This is a genomic window from Exiguobacterium sp. s50, from assembly GCF_018618175.1.
Classification (GTDB): Bacteria; Bacillota; Bacilli; order Exiguobacteriales; family Exiguobacteriaceae; genus Exiguobacterium; species Exiguobacterium chiriqhucha.
Genome location: NZ_JACSLP010000011.1, coordinates 50,406 through 66,424 on the forward strand (window position 1 = coordinate 50,406; position 16,019 = coordinate 66,424).

Consider the following 16,019-nt stretch of genomic DNA (forward strand, 5'->3'; position numbering starts at 1 on the left):
ACCGCGCTTGCGGTGTTTTTGGGGTAAACCGATTAGTTTAAGATTGTGATTTGGACTGATTTACGACCGAAGTTGAGCGCTTGCTCTTGTGTCGGCATCAAGAGGTCAATCTTGTTACCTTTGATGGCGCCACCAGTATCTCCAGCGATTGCTTCGCCGTAGCCTTCGACATAAACTTTAGAGCCGAGTGGGATGACTGAAGGGTCAACCGCGATGACTTTTTGGTTCGGGTTCGAACGAACGTCGATTCCTGTTGCCGTGATTCCTGAGCATCCTGCACAGTATGGCGTGTAAGCCGTTGCTTCCACAGTCATCGTCTTACCTGAAGCCGGAGCTTGGGTTTGCGTTGTCGACGTAGACTGTTTCGTCACTGGTGCAGATGTTGATGCTTTTGGTTTAGCGGCTGGTGCACTGTTTGCAACCGATGCTGCGTTGGCACCTTTTACAGAGAATTGTTGACCAGGGAAAATGAGATCTGATTTAAGACCGTTCCATGTCATCAATTGGTTGACAGATACGCCGTTGTTTGTCGCGATGCGATACAACGTGTCGCCTGCTTTAACTGTATACGTTTTTGAAGCACTTGAAGCTTTAGCTTCTGACTTCGCAAGCTTCAATACTTGATTCGGATAAATCATATTAGAGTTTAAGCCGTTCGCTTGTTTGATGTCATTTACTGATACATTGTTGTTCACGGCGATACGGTAAAGTGTATCTCCAGACTGAACTGTGTGTGTTGATGCTGCCGAAGCTGGAGCAGCGACTCCTAAACTAAGGCCAGCGAGTGCCGTTAGTGTCAATAGTGGTTTTTTCATAAGAATATTCCTCCCTTTTCTAACGCCCCCTTACTGTAACACCTGTATATTTCACTGCCGTTACAGCCTGATATGAGAGTGATATCAGTTCAGTTACAGAAGCTTTCAAAGGGATGAGAGGAATCTGAATTTTTACAATCTAGATACAAATGGCTTTGTTGAGCCATTTTCGTCTATACTAAAGAGAAGAGAAAGGAGGTTTTAGTCTTTGGAACTATTACTGCTATATTACATTGTGACTAATTTACTAGCGTTTTTGTCATTTTTCCTCGATAAACGCCGTGCGAAATCAGGGGAATGGCGAATTTCAGAACGAACGCTGCTCATTCTTGTCTGGATCGGTGGCGCATTCGGGGCCTATCTCGCAATGCGCCTCTTCCGACATAAGACGTTGAAGCCGATGTTTCGGATCGGTGTCCCGATAGCCATCTTGGTACATGCCGGTATCACGGGCTGGTTTATCTTCTGACGCCATTATATAGAAGAAACTCGTTCGCACTGTCCAACAAAGATGTCATCGAAATGTCTGGATTGACGCTTGGTGGTGAGAAATTAAAGTCTCCAGTCGGTGCGAAACCGAAATAAATGTTTGATTGTTGAGGTGTGGGGATGGAAGTCGAAGCAAGCATGATTCATGTCCAGTCGTGGACCGAACGGACGATGGAGATCGGGTTCACGACCAATGAACAGTTTCAAATCTGGCTGGTCACCCGAGGTCAAGTAGAGGTCCGGATTAACGGTACCCGTTCAACGCTTCGGGCCGGGATGGTATTGATGCTCGACCGTGGACAGGTCACAAAAGTCGAACGGAACGATGACTCGTTTCAAATGACGATGCTTCATGTCGACCCGTTCGACTTGATGGCACCGCCGCTCGCGGAGCAATACGTCACACCGTTCATCGAGACGATCGGCCATCACATGCTGCATCCGGCTGAACCGGGTGACAAGGCCATCCTCGAGACGCTTCGTAAAGTAATCAGGAGTTTAAAGAAAGACTCGGCTTTCGCGTTGCTCGATGCGACACTGCAGCTTGTCGTCGTCTGGCGCTATTGGATTCAACGGCCGCCCGTGACGAGGCGGCATGGACAGGAGCGCATGCAACTCATGATTGCCTACATACACGACCATGACACGATGAAGCTGTCGCTTGAAGACATCGCTGCTGCCGGTGGATTGAGCCGGGCCGAATGTTGCCGTTACTTTTCGAAGTGGGGAGACACCTCACCGCTCGCCTATGTCCAAGACGTCCGCATGCAACGGGCCGCACGTCTGTTGTGTGCGACCGACATTCCGGTCGCTGAAGTGGCGAACCGTCTTGGCTACACGAGCGTGAGCCACTTCGTGCAGACGTTCAAAAAAGTACATAATCGCACCCCGCTCGCGTTCCGTAAACAGAAGACATAACAAAAGCCGACACGCGCGTGTCGGCTTTTCTCGTTAACGGGCGGTCCAACCGCCGTCTGCTTTCAAGACGTCGCCATTGACGAAACTCGAATCGTCGGAGGCGAGGAACAACGCGACCTTGGCGATCTGCTCCGGTTCACCCATCGGTGCCTCCCCTGCCCCTTGGATGGCCCGCATCCCGAGCTCGCTCGGCGCGGTGATGGTGGCGCCGATATTCGTATTGACCCCGCCCGGTGCGATGGCGTTGGCCCGAATCTTGTTAAACGTACCGTACGTGGCGGCAATGTTTTTCGTCAGGCCGATAAGTGCGTGCTTCGAGGCGACGTACGAGGCGCCGCCCCGTGTCCCGAACAGGCCACCGACCGAGGCGTTATTGATGATGACGCCGCCCGTTTCTTGCTTGTCCATGATGTTGATCGCGGCCCGGGCCAGTTTCATCGGTCCGGTCAAATTGACGGCGATGACGCGGTCCCACACCTCGTCGGTCACTTCGCCGACGGTCAAAAAGTTGTCCGTGATGCCGGCATTGTTGACCAAGATGTCGAGCGAACCGAACGTGCTCTTCGCCGTCTCGACCATCTTGTCGATATCTTCCTGCTTTGTGACGTTCCCGGCGACGCCGACGGCTTCCCCACCGCTCGCTTTAATCTCTGACGCGACTGCTTCGACCGTATCCCCGTTCATGTCGACGGCGACGACGCGTGCCCCTTCCTCGGCAAACAGTTTGGCGATGGCCCGCCCCATCCCTGACCCGGCCCCGGTGACAATTGCCGTTCTACCTGATAATTTCACACCGCATTCCTCCTTGTTGAGACAACTCAAGAGCGACAGAGAAAGCGACAAGTGCAACCTGCTCACGTGTCATTAGTCTATACCCGGATTTGGAGGAAAACGCATCTCTGTTTGGAAGAATCTGCTTTTGTTCCAATCATCAGTCACGTACAATGAAAAGATACAGATATTGGAATTTGAGAGGCGGGGTTCGATTGAGTCGTTATCATGCAGAAGTGATTGGAAGCGGGACACCTGTTTTATTTTTACCGGCTGGAGGATTCACTGGTGAAGAAGGCCGTTCGCTCGCCGAGGCGTTGCGCAACGACTTCGAAATTCATTTGTTAGATTTGCCAGGGTTCGGGAGAAGTGAAGGAATCGAGCAGATCGTGTCGTCCGAACAATTGGCGGATTGGGTCAACAACTATGTCGTCACACATCGACTCGGACCTGTACACGTGATGGCGCATTCGCTAGGAGGTACGGTCGGTCTCGCTTTCGCCGCTCACTATCCCGAGCAAGTGGAGCGGCTCGTCTTGCTCGACCAAGGCCATAAGGCGTTCCCGCGCGTTCCGTTGAGAGAATATGGCGTGTTCGGCCTTGCCGTCCCGCTCCTAAGCGGACTTTATCGTCTGTTCGGACCTCGACTCGTCCGGAAAATCGAGACAAAAATCATTTCAGACAACGTGTCAGCTCCGATGCCAGAGGAACAGGTTAAGGCATTCTGCGCACAGACAGGTCTCACTGAACGAGACGAGATTCGACGTGCATTGGACGTCCCGGCCAAACTCGGGCAAGGCGGATTGAATCTGTTGTTCACCTTCTATCACCTTGACGTGCCGCAGCTCATGCGTTCACTTCAAGTCCCGACGTTGCTTATTTACGGCGATTTTGTCGGACTGGACGACAAAGAAGCCCGATTGACGAAGTCAGCCATGATGGACCTGCAACGGCATGAGCTGCCAATCACTTACATACGAATGACAGGCGGTCACTTCGTCCATTGGAACCCGGCGTTCCCGATTGAACAGGTGCGACAGTTTTTACAAGTTGAGAAAGTGAGCAATCTGTCATGAACCGTCAGCAAAAGATTGTCCTCATTCTTGTGTGCTTATTGTTGGTATCAGCCGGAGTGGCCTGGGCATTTGATTCGACGAAGCAGCCACAATTGCCCGAAGGAGCGGAACCGATTCTCACCTACCCTGTTGATGACCGTAATATGAGTCTTCGCTTTTTCATGAACAGTTACACCGTCGAGGAATGGAGTGAAGAGCCGGTTGCGCAAGGCATAGGTCTTGAACTTACTGTCGACAATCAGGTTCGGTCGATTACATCTGAATCGCTGTCCGAGGCAGGCATCACGTGGGCCACTTTCGGCCAATCGTGCGGGGATCGGTCAGAATGCTCCCCCTACGATATCCTTTACGGGATGAACCACGGCGAGACGACAAGAGTCGTCGTCGATTTGAACGGGGAACGGTTCGAACCGGAACTGTTGAAGACGAAGGCCGGGAATGACGTCTGGTTCGTGCTCGTCGACCAAATCGAGTCGATTGAGTCGATCACCGGCTACAATGCTGCGGGAGACGTATCTTACCGCTTCAACAACTAAAAAAGAGACGGAGGACGGCTGTCCTCTCATCTCTTAGCGTTCACAAGCGATGCCGTCCTTATCACGGTCTTTTGATTTGTTCGCTTCGTATAACGAACTGTTGGCGTAAGGCTTGTACTTCGTCTTCCCACCTTTGTTTTTCGTCGTCTTCGTTTTGGCGACACCGCCCTTGTACGTCTTATTCAGTTCGGTGCAGTTCTTAAATTTTTTCGGTGCAGCGTCCGCGGTTTCTGACGGCGCGATGCTCAGCGTGAACAACGCGATGCCGGCGATGGTCGCACGAAGTAGCTTCTTCATAGTTGTTTCCTCCTTGGTAACAAACGATATGCGTATTAATTCTTGTTTATTATAAGGGCAGTTATGATAAATACCCTGATTTTAAAAAAAGTTAAAGGAAGGTAACCATCTATGGACTTACTTATTCTAATGCAGGACCGGGCCCTCCCGTTACTGCTGCTCACACTGTTTCTCATTCTGAACGTGGTGTTCGTCATCGGGATTTGGAAACGACGACGTCACTTCTCCAAAGGTTTTCTCGTGTTCGCGAGCTCGATTGCGTTTCTACTCATGACGTCATCGGTCATCCTCATCATGTTCACGATGTTCATCGGCTACAACCAGTGATGCCTTCTATCCGATGATATCCGTATCAAAATCATCGAGTGCCCCTACGATGTTCGAGGTATGATGAATGCAGAAAGGAGGGAATGCTGATGCTTGAATCACTGAACCGATTGATGGACCACATCGATCAACATTTAACAGAAGACATCACGAGTGAGGATATCACCCGCATCGTCGGGGTGTCCGACTATCATTTTCGACGCATGTTTTCCTATATGGCCGGGATGACGCTCAATGAATACATCCGAAATCGTCGGCTGTCAGAAGCAAATAAGGACTTGATTCATGGGAAATCGGTCACGGACGTGGCCTATACGTATGGCTACCAATCCGTCGACGGGTTCTCTCGATCGTTTCGAGACTGGTGTGGCTTTTTACCGTCTGAAGTGATCAAGAACAAGATTCAAAAGTCATTCCCGAAATTCACTTTCTACATCGACATCAAAGGAGGAATTTCAATGGAATTCAAATTAGAACATAAACCTTCATTCAACGTCGTCGGCGTGTCCAAACGCGTCCCGATTCAGTTCGAAGGCGTGAATCATGACATCGTCGAGTTGGCGCAGTCAATCACGGAGCAACAGCGAAGCGAGATGCATCAATTGGCGGACCTTTATCCAAATCAAGTGCTCAACGTGTCGTACGACTTCGATGAAGGCTATTTGGACGAAATGGGTTCACTCACGCACATGATCGGCTTCGCGACGACGCAAGATAATCCGTATGAGGATCTTGAACAGATTACGATCGAGTCGAACCTGTGGGCCGTCTTCCCGAATACCGGCCCGTTCCCGGAGACGCTCCAGGAGACGATGGCCAAGACGTATGCCGAATGGCTGCCGACGTCGGGATACGAACTGGCCGACTTGCCAAGCATCTCGTTCACGAAGCATGACGGACCGTCGGACAACGTCTATAGCGAAGTCTGGGTGGCGGTCAAACCGAAAACGACGTAAGCACAGAAAAATACCCCTTGAAGACAATTGTCTTCAGGGGGTATTGTCGTTTACTTCGAAGGCTCGTACGCGAGCGCTTCCCCGTTCGTTTCAATCACATGCTTATACCAATCGAACGAGTCTTTCTTCATCCGCTCCATCGAGCCGTTGCCTTCATTGTCACGGTCGACATAAATCATACCGTACCGTTTCTTCATCTCGCCCGTCGTGAACGAGACGATGTCGATGATGCCCCATGGCGTGTACCCAATCAAGTCGACGCCATCATAGACGACCGCTTGTTTCAACTGCTCGATATGCGCCTTCAAGTAGTCGATGCGGGCCGCATCATGAATTTTCCCGTCGACGATCTCATCGACAGCACCGAATCCATTCTCAACGATGAAGAGCGGAATTTGATAGCGGTCGTACAATCGGTTGAGCACATAACGGAGACCGACGGGGTCGATCGACCAGCCCCAGTCGCTCGACTTGATGTACGGGTTCTCGACGCCGTTCGGCAGACCACCGTTGACGATGTCGCCGCTATTATCGGCGACGACGTCACTCTTCACGGTCGTCGACATATAGTAACTGAAACCGAGGTAATCAACGGTCCCATTCTTCAAAATCTCTTCGTCCCCATCGAGGAACGGGATTGAATAGCCTTCACGTTCAAATTCGTTCAAGGCGTAGCTCGGATAGACTCCGCGCACTTGCACGTCCGGGAAGAAGTAACGCTGACGCATCATCTCTTCGGCGAGCATGACATCGTCCGGGTTTGACGAGAACGGATAAATCGGAACGTGTGATACCATCGCCCCAATCTCGAAGTCTGGGTTGATGGCTTTCCCTTTCGAAACAGCGAGGGCGCTCGCGATCAACTCATGGTGCCCCGTCTGATACATCACTTCACGGGCGTTCTCCCCGTCTTCGACGATGACGCCTGAGTTCGTCCATAAGAATAGCGGGTTGTTGACGTCCATCTTGTTGTTGATCTCGTTGAACGTCATCCAATATTTGACCTTGTCTTTATAGCGGTCGAAACACACCTCGGCGAAGCGGACGAAATGGTCGACGACGGCACGGTTGCGGAACCCGCCGTACTCACGTGCGAGATGAAGCGGCATCTCGAAGTGAGATAGTGTGATGATCGGCTCGATGTCGTGCTTTAACAGCTCGTCGAACAAGTCGTCATAAAATTGGAGTCCTGCCTCGTTCGGTTCCGCATCGTCCCCGTTCGGGAAGATCCGGCTCCAACCGATCGACGTGCGGAGACACTTCAAGCCCATCTCGGCAAAGAGCGCGACGTCCTCTTTATAACGGTGATAGAAGTCGATCGCCTCATGGTTCGGATAAAATTCGTCCGGCTCGACCTTGTCCGTGATGCGACGCGCGACGCCGTGAGCGCCGGCCGTCAACACGTCGACGACGCTCGGCCCTTTGCCGTCGGCGTCCCAGCCGCCTTCAAATTGATGCGCGGCGAGGGCGCCGCCCCATAGAAAGTCTTTTGGTAATGTCTTCATCGTAGTTCCTCCTTATTGATTAACAATCGTGAGCATTGGTGTCGTCGTGTCTGTCTGATTACTTGCTTGGACGAGTACGTCAGCGTATGTCGCGCTGTTCGTCACGATGACAGGTGTGATGCTTGAAATATTATATGCGGCAATCATGTCGCGGTCGAACGTCGTCAACACATCGCCCGCTTTAAAGCTGTCCCCGTCTTTGACGTGTACGGTGAACGGTTTCCCATCGAGCGTCACCGTATCGAGACCGACGTGAATCAACAACTCGATTCCCGTGTTCGAACGGAGACCGATCGCATGTTTCGTCGGTGCGACCATGACGACCGTCCCGTCAAACGGTGCAATGACCTTATTCCCGTCTGGCTCGACGGCATAACCTTTACCCATCGCCCCGGAGGCGAATACATCGTCCGGAACATCGCTCAAGGCGATGACTTTTCCAGAGAGCGGTGAAGCAATCGTCTCTTCCTGGACGAGCGTCGCACTCGCTTCTGCCGTCGCAGGTGTTTCCGTCACTTCTGTCACTTGTTTGGCCGTGTCTTCTCCGAAACCGAAGATTTGAATCAAGACGACCGGAAGGATGATGGCAATCGCTGTCCCGATCAACAGTCCCCAAATCGAGGTCGGCACGTCTTCACTGATTCCGTTCACAAGGGTGAGCGGACCCGGGAGACCAGCGTAAGCGAAGTAATACGGGTTGAAGAAACTGGCCACGATGGCTCCGACGGCCCCCGAGATACATCCAAAGATGAACGGTTTCTTGAAGCGGAGTGTCACCCCGTAAATGGCAGGCTCTGTGATTCCGAATAGTCCAGTAATCCCAGCCGAGACACCGACTTTTTTGATTTCTTGGCTCTTCGCTTTCAAGATGACACCGAGAACGGCGCCGACATGGGCGATGACGGCAATCGTCTGATATGCCTGGAATGAGTCACGGCCATACAAGTCGAAGTTTGCGAGCACCATCGGCGTCACACCCCAATGGACCCCGAAGATGACGATGACTTGCCAGAGACCACCGATAATTGCGCCAGCGAGCATCGGGGCGTTCTCCGCTAAGAAGTTGTAGCCGTTGGCAATCCCGACCGCACCCATCGTCGTGATTGGTCCGATGACGAGAATCGTGAGTGGCACCATGAGCACCAAACTGAAGAACGGTACGAACAAAGGACGAATGACCTCGTTCATGTGTCGGTTCAAGAACCGCTCGACGTAGGATAAGATCCAGACGAGGAAGAGCGGTGGTAATACCGATGACGTATACGTCGTACCTGACAAGGCGAGACCAAGGAAACTGATCGTCTCCCCTGACGTGATGCGAGCCGCCATCTCGGCCCATGTCGGACTGACCAAGGCCGCACTGGCTGCGACGGAGATGAACGTGTTCGTCTTAAAGTGTTTCGATGCCGTGATGGCGATGAAAATCGGTAAGAACGTGAACGGTGCCCATGAGATGAAGCTGAACACTTCGTACGTCCCCGTCTCGGCGAAACCGTCGAACAACAATGTCGTGATGATGAGTACCCCTTGCAAAATCCCGGCTGCGGCCAAGATATAGATGAACGGTGCGAATACGGCGGACATCGTGGCGATGATGCGGTTGAGGACGGTCCCTTTGTTTCCGTCTTCGACCTCCGTCCCTTCGATCTGTACCAGTTTCGTGAACTCATCGAACACTTCCCCGACATGCTGCCCGATGACGACCTGGAACTGGCCACCCGTCTCGACGACCGTGATGACACCTGGCATCGTCATGACTCGTTCTTTCGCCTGCGGATTCGACCGCTTCAAGACGAGGCGGAGTCGCGTCGCACAGCGCGCCGCATTGATGACGTTGTCTTCCCCTCCGACGGCCTCTAAAATATCCCGAGCCAATTTTGAATAATCCCGAACTTTACTCAACTGAACACCCTCCTTTGATGTAACGCTTACATTTTGTACACTCTTACTATAATTGTACCGGTACAATTAATCAATAGCGATACAATAAATAGTTTGTGAACGTTTCGTAGACATGTGTGTGGTATAATGAAGGCAACATTTTTAAGTAGATGAGGGATGAGAGTGCTTAAATATCAACAAGTGGCAGCAGAGATTGAACAGTACATCAATCAATATGATTTGAAGCAAGGAAATAAACTGCCCGTGCTCGAGCAGTTGATGAGCCAATATGCCGTCAGCAAGAGCACGATCACGAAAGCACTCGAATTGTTGGAGCGGAAAGGGGTCATCTTTCAATTGCGGGGGAGCGGCATCTTCGTCCGGCGCCACAACCGTCCGGGCTATATGAGTCTGTTCTCGACGCAAGGGTTTAAGAGCAACCTCGGTGACCGAGTGTTGACGTCGGACGTGCTCGACGTCTCGGTCACGAAACCGGACGCGACGGTCGCACAGAACCTTGGCATTGACGTGACAGATGACGTCTATCGTGTCGAGCGGGTCCGCTTCGTCGACGGCGAGGTGTTCTGTTACGAGGAGTCGTACTATGTGAAGGCGATCGTCCCGTATTTGAACCGAGAGATCGTCGCCGACTCGATCTTCGATTACGTCCAAGGCGCACTCGGCGTCACCATCGGCTTTTCGGACATGTACATGCAGGTCGGGCGACTGACTGAGACGGAGGCCGGCTATCTAGGTTTACAGACGGATGAACCGACGCTCCGCATCGAGACGATTTTCCATCTTTCGAACGGGAAGCCGTTCGACTATTCACGCATCACGTATCATTACGAACACTCGCAGTTCGTCGTCCAGGCGAACGGACCGTACATGTGAAAACACCGCTCGACGCTATTGCGTGGAGCGGTGTTTTTTATAGGTGTAATTTATTTATCTTTGAGTCAGGTGGTGATATGTACCGACTCCATGCAACCGTCTTATTTATTCGCTCGCCTCCGGTACAAAAGATAACCGAGCGGGAGCCCCGCCAACAACGCGAGGCCAAGCATCCAATAGGATTTCGGCTCTTTCGTCTGAACATCACTAGAACCACTAGTAAGGGCATCCTCCGCGGAACTTTGAGTGTTTGAACGTGTCTCGACCAAGCGTTTCTGATACATCTCGAGCGTGATCGTGTCTCCGCCGATGAACCGTTTCGCATCGGTCGTCAAGGCGGTCAACGTCTTTCCATCATAGTCAAACCAGGCATTCTCTCGCGCGGAATGGACCAATGTACCGGACACATCAGCTAAGGCAATGGCCAACTCGTCGCCATACCCGAACGTGGAGAAGGCGAAGACACCCGGCTCTTGCTCGTACGTGCCGATGACGTTTCTCGCTTCTCCGTCCTGTAAGACGGCCGACACGTGCTCATCGCTAGGGACGAACGTGCACGTCTCGTCTGACGAGTAACAGGATTTCTCGGCAATCATCACTTCATGGAGCGGACCGAACGAGATGGCTCGGCTTTCCGTCAAGTGATAGTTACTCGGGTCGTCTCCTTCGATATGGTCGAGGACGATTGACTCGAAATGGGTTTCAGCAAAACGTTCCGCGGACCGTTCTGTCGGCGAGGCAATTGCTGACGTAGCACCGAGCGTGAAGATCCCGGCTAAAGCGAATGTTTTGATCAGGCGGAACATATCTTTACTCCTTTCAACCGACAGACATCTGCTTGAGCAGTGACGCGTCAATCCGAATCAGTTCCGCATGCGGATGCTTCTGTCGCTCGATGATTTGATTAAACCGTTTCGAAGCGACGAATCGATCGGATTCATGAATCCAGGCGAGGCGCACAAGCGCAAGCCGCAACTGCTTGCGACCGTCACTCATCCGTAGGTGGTCGATATGATTATCAGCATCGAGCCGATTAATGAACAGCTCGACTTTACAATCTTCCTTCACTAAATAGGATACCAGATATGCGGCCTGTTGAATCAACTCTTCGTAACGGGCATGGAGGCCATTCCCTAGCGGACCGCTCAAGTCGAGCACGAGCGTGAACGTATCGAGGTTTTGGCGTTGATACACTTTCGCCTGAAGTTTTCCTGTCTTGGCTGTCGCGACCCAGTCAATCTGTTTGACCGGCTCTTGCTCATACCGTTTTGTGCTTTGAATCATCAACGGGTCGTTGAGCGGTGAATGTTTGACGAGTCGGTCCCCCATCCGTACCAGGCGTGAGTCAAATCTGTTCTGTCTCGTGATGGATGGGAGTATGATCCAGGATGGAAGCGTATGATCTGTGACGAAGATGGTGCCTAGCCAAAACGGGAGCCTGAAATGAAGTGTACATTCATTGACTTGGACGGGCCCGCGCTGTTTCGCATGGATTGGAAGCGAATAGGTCGATTCCTCACGAAGTTGAATGACATGTACGCGCTGATCTTCGTCAAACGTCAAGCCGTGTCCCGTGACCAGGCGGACCGATGTCGGGATTCCGAGTTCTTGGAGACGTTCTACACCTGTCACCTCCATTCTTAGCGAGACACGATCATTTACGAACAACAACTGCTCTTTCTGGTGGAACGATAAACGTGTCCCTTCGACAATTTTCTGCGTCAGCCATTTCCGAATCAGCATCAATCCTAGAATTGCGCCAGACAGATAAGCGAGCGGCCACACATATGGGAACCACATGAACAGAAGTAGGATTCCGGTATAGGCCGGCCATAGCTTGTCGTCTAAAAGTGACGGTGTGCTCACTTCGACTTGTCGCATCAACACACCTTCTCGACCGGTACATCGACTCGCTCCAAAATATCAGCGAGAACTTCCCGTTTCGTCGATTTCACGTCCCCTTCGAGCGTGAGCGTCAAGCGGTGTGCCAGAACATGCGTCGCAACGGCTTGGACATCTTCCGGGGTCACGAATTGACGGTCTTCGATATAAGCGTAAGCTTGAGACGCCTTGACGAGGGCGAGCGTCGCGCGAGGACTGGCTCCGACTTCGACGAGCGGATGTTTCCGTGTCTCTTGGATGAGGGCGAGCAGATAGGTGACGACGTCGTCATGGATACGGACCTCCTCAACTGCTCGCTGCGCTGCTAAAAACGTTTCGGACGACATGAGGGCATGAACGATGTGGCGTGTCTTAGAAATTGTCTGAAGAATCAACTGTCGCTCCTCCCCTGCTTCAGGATATCCGACTTGAAGGGACATCAAGAAACGGTCGAGTTGAGCGTCGGGCAAGGCGAACGTCCCGGCCGATTCGATCGGGTTTTGCGTCGCAATGACGAAGAACGGTTCCGGCAGTTGATACGTGACTCCGCCGATCGAGACTTGCCGCTCTTCCATCGCCTCGAGCAAGGCGGATTGTGTCCGGGGGACGGCTCGGTTCACTTCATCAATCAATAAGATGTTGGTAAAGATCGGTCCCGTCCGATTTTCGAACGTCTGTGTCTGCATGTTGAAGAAGTCAGAACCGATGATATCGGTCGGAAGCAAATCGGCCGTGAATTGGATGCGCGTGAAATCAGCTTCAAAACTCTTGGCGATACTTTTGGCGAGTAGCGTCTTCCCGGTACCCGGGACGTCCTCTAACAAGATGTGCCCGTTCGCGAGTAACGCCGTGCAGCAGAGGCGCGTGATTTCAGGTTTTCCGAGATAGATTTGGTCCAATTGTTCCAATACACGTTTGATGGTCATGAGGGTGTCTCCTTTTCTAAACGAAGTAAATAGGCATCAAGCTGTTGCTTGAACGCTTCTTCCCGATGTGGCGTGACCTTGACTTGGTCGTAACGGGTCTCTAAATAGCTCAGCAGTGAAGCATCGAGTTGGATACGGCGCGCCCACGCGGATAACGTCTCGAACGGCCGTCTTCGTTGTTGTGGCGGCAGCGCTTGTTCGAATTGAATCAAATGTTGCCGCAACGGGGAATCTGGTAGCGGATGAGCGGAGCGTTTTGCCTGTTCGAACGTTTCGCCTGTCTCTTGCCTTGAGTGAATCCTCTCGTCTATCGGAACTGCTTCCCGCCCCTTTTTGTGGAAGCGTCTACGCCACATCCATACACCAATCAAAAGAAGGAGGATGGTGCTGACAATGTAAGGCAACAGGGAAAGGCGATCGGATTCGCTTGTAGATGGTGTACCATATGACGGAGACAAGTCATTCTCATCTTCCCTTGGTGTGCCGCCTTCATCATCTGATGGCCCAACAATCGCCCCTACTTCAGAAATACCGGGTCCGGGATCTGCATCACTACCATCTCCACACCAAACATCCGTATCGACGACCTCAATAATCCCAAATAACTTTCGCTTGTCATGACAGTCCGTGACCCAGTTCGTGATGGGGCTCCCTGAGATGTCCAACCCTTTGAAGTAGGTATAAGCAAGTTGACCTGACAATGAAATGAGTGCAACAACCAGTAACGAAATCAAAACCGTGGATAGAAAAAGAGTTTTGGCCTTTCTCATGGAACAATCCGTCTGTGAATTTGTTGATTCGACCTCATCCAATCTCACGGCTCCCTTCATTCATCGATTCCATTTAATCCTTATTTTGGAAAATGGATTTGAAAGGATTATAGCATATGGTTTGATAGAATATTCAGTTTTTTCATAAAAAAGTCGCCCGCTTATTGAACGAGCAACCATACTTCCCCGCTATGTGTATAATCCTCGTCTTGAATCAGCTCATGGAAGCAATATACCTCGACGTTCGCCGGAAGCATGAATCGCTGTAGGCACACAGAGCCCACTGGCAAGCGCGTCCATGTCTGCTCAGACGTATCGCGTTCCATGAACGCCTTTAGTCGTGCGTCGCTTTCAAACACGAGAAGTTCGGACTGCTAAAGCGAAGGTAGGTCGATCAAGACGACGACCCGGAACCGCTCCTCTTCTCGGAGACGTACGAGACGTGAAGAACCCTCCACCATCGCTTCGATGATTGCTTTCTGAATTCGGCTGTTCTCCTCTACCGATAGTAAGAACGGTTGATCGATTGGGATTTTGTTATGCCAATACCCGTCGTGGAACGTCGTCGGGAACGAATGGGTCTGTTCGTCGACATACATGCGCAACCGTTTCAGTCTTCGTCTGACACCGCGTACTTTCGCTCGTCTTTTCAAGATGTTCTTCCTAATATGGCGTCGACTTGTTGCTGGTGGTGCCGGTCATGTTCGATGAACTCGGTGACGATATAGGCAAGCGTATACGGGACACTTTGATGCGGACAATGAGTCGCTCCGTTCGCCGTCGTCTGCGAAGTCAGCGTCTCTTGACGAAGTGACGTTAGCGCTTCTACGAGCGAACTCCGACTTGTTTTGGCTAATTGGAGCACGTTTTCTCCCGAGAGACGTTTTGCTTTTTGGGTCGCTCGCGCGTTAAACGAGTCGAACTCAGGGAAGATCATCCCTTCCCCGTTCTTGATGGCCGGGATGATGACGTTCAACAGATGGTTGTCCCAATGGGCGATGTGAAGTACGATCGTTTTGATTGACCATTTGTTGGTCGAAATCGAGTTCTCCCACGTCGTTTCATCCAATTCCGTTAGCGTGTTAAGCCATTTTGTATAGGATGCAAACTCGTCGATGACGTTTGAAGAGTTCGTCATGAAAGTGTCCTCCTTCGGTTATAAGCTAAGAAAATTGTATCATGTTCCGGCCGCTTAGCTCTGAGCTTCGTCAATCAAGGAATGCTTGGTGGGGGTGATTGAGCCTCACTTATGCATCCAAAGGGATAGACCTCTTCTTATTGGTTTGAGGAGTCATCCCGTCGATTGAAATTGAACCGTAAGTTACCGCCACGCTTTGTGGTGACGGGACCATAGAAAGAGGGAACGTATCCAACCAGTCCGCTGATGTCGGAAACGCATCAGGTGCCCAATCGAGCTCAAGTTCGTGCCCGGCAAGCGCGTACGAGATTGGCATGTGGCGATACACGTCAACGAGCAGTCGTTCGATTTTCTGTGTAAACACGGGTCTCGATGCAGGGGGTGAAACGACATCATTCCACTTTATATCGATGAGAATCCCGACATAGGTGTCCAGCTCTTGAAGGGACGCGGTCATCGTCATGTCCACGTCTCCAAAATAGTTGCTTTGTAAATGGATAGATCCGTAATGCCCGATCTGAGCAAAATCGGTATCTGTCGTTGTCGTCCAACTAGTGCCCGCCTCATTCTGACTGTATGTCACGTTTATGATTTCGCCACCGCTACTTAACAGTTCCGCACATACATTTTTAGCAAGTTCAGATAACAGATAATGGCTCGGATAAGCTATCCCGATGGAAATGAATCCGCCTGCTTGATCCATTCAAACACCCCCTTTGTTTCATCATCCAAAAAAGCGGCACCGTATACTAATCTGTACCCCATGTAAAGGACATTAATAAAAAAACTTATGCTGCTTCAAGGAGATGATTCCTGTACTGTACGGGAGTCATCTTTTT

The 16,019-nt window shown here is 51.5% G+C and carries 20 protein-coding genes; 7 read left to right on the forward strand and 13 right to left on the reverse strand.

The window, feature by feature from the left end; translation table 11 throughout:
* Positions 1–32: 32 nt before the first annotated feature.
* Complete coding sequence (locus KNP68_RS13530; protein ID WP_214719589.1) at positions 33–815, reverse strand: LysM peptidoglycan-binding and 3D domain-containing protein; 783 nt, start codon at positions 813–815, stop codon at positions 33–35.
* A 208-nt stretch (positions 816–1,023) separates the two neighbouring features.
* On the opposite strand from KNP68_RS13530, the gene KNP68_RS13535 reads away from it, so the two are divergent.
* Both KNP68_RS13535 and KNP68_RS13540 read left to right on the forward strand, forming a co-directional pair.
* A complete protein-coding gene (locus KNP68_RS13535) occupies positions 1,024–1,284 on the forward strand; it encodes a DUF1294 domain-containing protein (RefSeq protein ID WP_165569453.1) in 261 nt (86 codons plus the stop codon).
* A 140-nt stretch (positions 1,285–1,424) separates the two neighbouring features.
* Positions 1,425–2,222: an AraC family transcriptional regulator gene (locus KNP68_RS13540; protein ID WP_131472681.1), complete on the forward strand. Its 798-nt coding sequence runs from the start codon at positions 1,425–1,427 to the stop codon at positions 2,220–2,222.
* 33 nt (positions 2,223–2,255) lie between these two features.
* On the opposite strand, the gene KNP68_RS13545 is transcribed toward KNP68_RS13540, so the two are convergent.
* Entirely contained in the window at positions 2,256–3,014 is a 759-nt protein-coding gene (locus KNP68_RS13545) for a glucose 1-dehydrogenase (RefSeq protein WP_214799929.1), read from the reverse strand.
* Positions 3,015–3,208: 194 nt separating this feature from the next.
* Here KNP68_RS13545 and KNP68_RS13550 point away from each other — a divergent pair, with 194 nt between their 5' ends.
* Entirely contained in the window at positions 3,209–4,069 is an 861-nt protein-coding gene (locus KNP68_RS13550) for an alpha/beta fold hydrolase (protein WP_214799930.1), read from the forward strand.
* A gap of 161 nt (positions 4,070–4,230) precedes the next feature.
* On the forward strand, positions 4,231–4,605 hold the full coding sequence (locus KNP68_RS13555; protein WP_214799931.1) for a hypothetical protein: 375 nt from the start codon (positions 4,231–4,233) through the stop codon (positions 4,603–4,605).
* A gap of 33 nt (positions 4,606–4,638) precedes the next feature.
* Here KNP68_RS13555 and KNP68_RS13560 read toward each other — a convergent pair whose 3' ends face one another.
* Positions 4,639–4,902: an excalibur calcium-binding domain-containing protein gene (locus KNP68_RS13560; RefSeq protein ID WP_029595456.1), complete on the reverse strand. Its 264-nt coding sequence runs from the start codon at positions 4,900–4,902 to the stop codon at positions 4,639–4,641.
* Positions 4,903–5,013: 111 nt separating this feature from the next.
* Between KNP68_RS13560 and KNP68_RS13565 the strand changes: the two genes are divergently transcribed.
* A complete protein-coding gene (locus tag KNP68_RS13565) occupies positions 5,014–5,229 on the forward strand; it encodes a hypothetical protein (RefSeq protein WP_214756607.1) in 216 nt (71 codons plus the stop codon).
* Between the two features lie 89 nt (positions 5,230–5,318).
* Complete coding sequence (locus KNP68_RS13570; RefSeq protein WP_214756608.1) at positions 5,319–6,185, forward strand: AraC family transcriptional regulator; 867 nt, start codon at positions 5,319–5,321, stop codon at positions 6,183–6,185.
* A 50-nt stretch (positions 6,186–6,235) separates the two neighbouring features.
* Here KNP68_RS13570 and bglA read toward each other — a convergent pair whose 3' ends face one another.
* Entirely contained in the window at positions 6,236–7,690 is a 1,455-nt protein-coding gene (gene bglA / locus KNP68_RS13575; RefSeq protein ID WP_214756609.1) for a 6-phospho-beta-glucosidase, read from the reverse strand.
* A 12-nt stretch (positions 7,691–7,702) separates the two neighbouring features.
* Entirely contained in the window at positions 7,703–9,592 is a 1,890-nt protein-coding gene (locus KNP68_RS13580; protein WP_214799933.1) for a beta-glucoside-specific PTS transporter subunit IIABC, read from the reverse strand.
* A gap of 162 nt (positions 9,593–9,754) precedes the next feature.
* Between KNP68_RS13580 and KNP68_RS13585 the strand changes: the two genes are divergently transcribed.
* Complete coding sequence (locus KNP68_RS13585; protein WP_214799935.1) at positions 9,755–10,465, forward strand: GntR family transcriptional regulator; 711 nt, start codon at positions 9,755–9,757, stop codon at positions 10,463–10,465.
* A 101-nt stretch (positions 10,466–10,566) separates the two neighbouring features.
* Here the strand turns inward: KNP68_RS13585 and KNP68_RS13590 are convergent, their stop codons facing one another.
* The 8 genes from KNP68_RS13590 to KNP68_RS13625 form a co-directional block, all read right to left on the reverse strand.
* A complete protein-coding gene (locus KNP68_RS13590) occupies positions 10,567–11,271 on the reverse strand; it encodes a hypothetical protein (RefSeq protein ID WP_214799937.1) in 705 nt (234 codons plus the stop codon).
* Positions 11,272–11,284: 13 nt separating this feature from the next.
* Positions 11,285–12,346 carry a DUF58 domain-containing protein gene (locus KNP68_RS13595; protein ID WP_251131517.1) on the reverse strand — a complete coding sequence of 354 codons (1,062 nt, stop codon included), beginning with the start codon at positions 12,344–12,346 and terminating at the stop codon, positions 11,285–11,287.
* The gene (locus KNP68_RS13600; RefSeq protein ID WP_214799939.1) at positions 12,346–13,272 is read right to left on the reverse strand and encodes an AAA family ATPase; all 927 of its coding nucleotides are present in this window, start codon (positions 13,270–13,272) and stop codon (positions 12,346–12,348) included. Before KNP68_RS13600 ends, KNP68_RS13595 begins: the two co-directional genes overlap by 1 nt.
* The gene (locus KNP68_RS13605; RefSeq protein ID WP_251131518.1) at positions 13,269–14,084 is read right to left on the reverse strand and encodes a hypothetical protein; all 816 of its coding nucleotides are present in this window, start codon (positions 14,082–14,084) and stop codon (positions 13,269–13,271) included. Before KNP68_RS13605 ends, KNP68_RS13600 begins: the two co-directional genes overlap by 4 nt.
* 119 nt (positions 14,085–14,203) lie before the next feature.
* Positions 14,204–14,401, reverse strand: coding sequence for a DUF3916 domain-containing protein (locus KNP68_RS15340; RefSeq protein WP_214799941.1), 198 nt, complete (start codon positions 14,399–14,401; stop codon positions 14,204–14,206).
* 15 nt (positions 14,402–14,416) lie between these two features.
* Positions 14,417–14,695 carry a DUF3916 domain-containing protein gene (locus KNP68_RS15345; protein WP_214799943.1) on the reverse strand — a complete coding sequence of 93 codons (279 nt, stop codon included), beginning with the start codon at positions 14,693–14,695 and terminating at the stop codon, positions 14,417–14,419.
* Complete coding sequence (locus KNP68_RS13620; protein ID WP_214799945.1) at positions 14,692–15,180, reverse strand: DinB family protein; 489 nt, start codon at positions 15,178–15,180, stop codon at positions 14,692–14,694. The genes KNP68_RS15345 and KNP68_RS13620 overlap by 4 nt, the downstream gene beginning before the upstream one ends.
* 109 nt (positions 15,181–15,289) lie before the next feature.
* Positions 15,290–15,883 carry an Imm64 family immunity protein gene (locus KNP68_RS13625; protein WP_214799946.1) on the reverse strand — a complete coding sequence of 198 codons (594 nt, stop codon included), beginning with the start codon at positions 15,881–15,883 and terminating at the stop codon, positions 15,290–15,292.
* Positions 15,884–16,019: the final 136 nt, after the last annotated feature.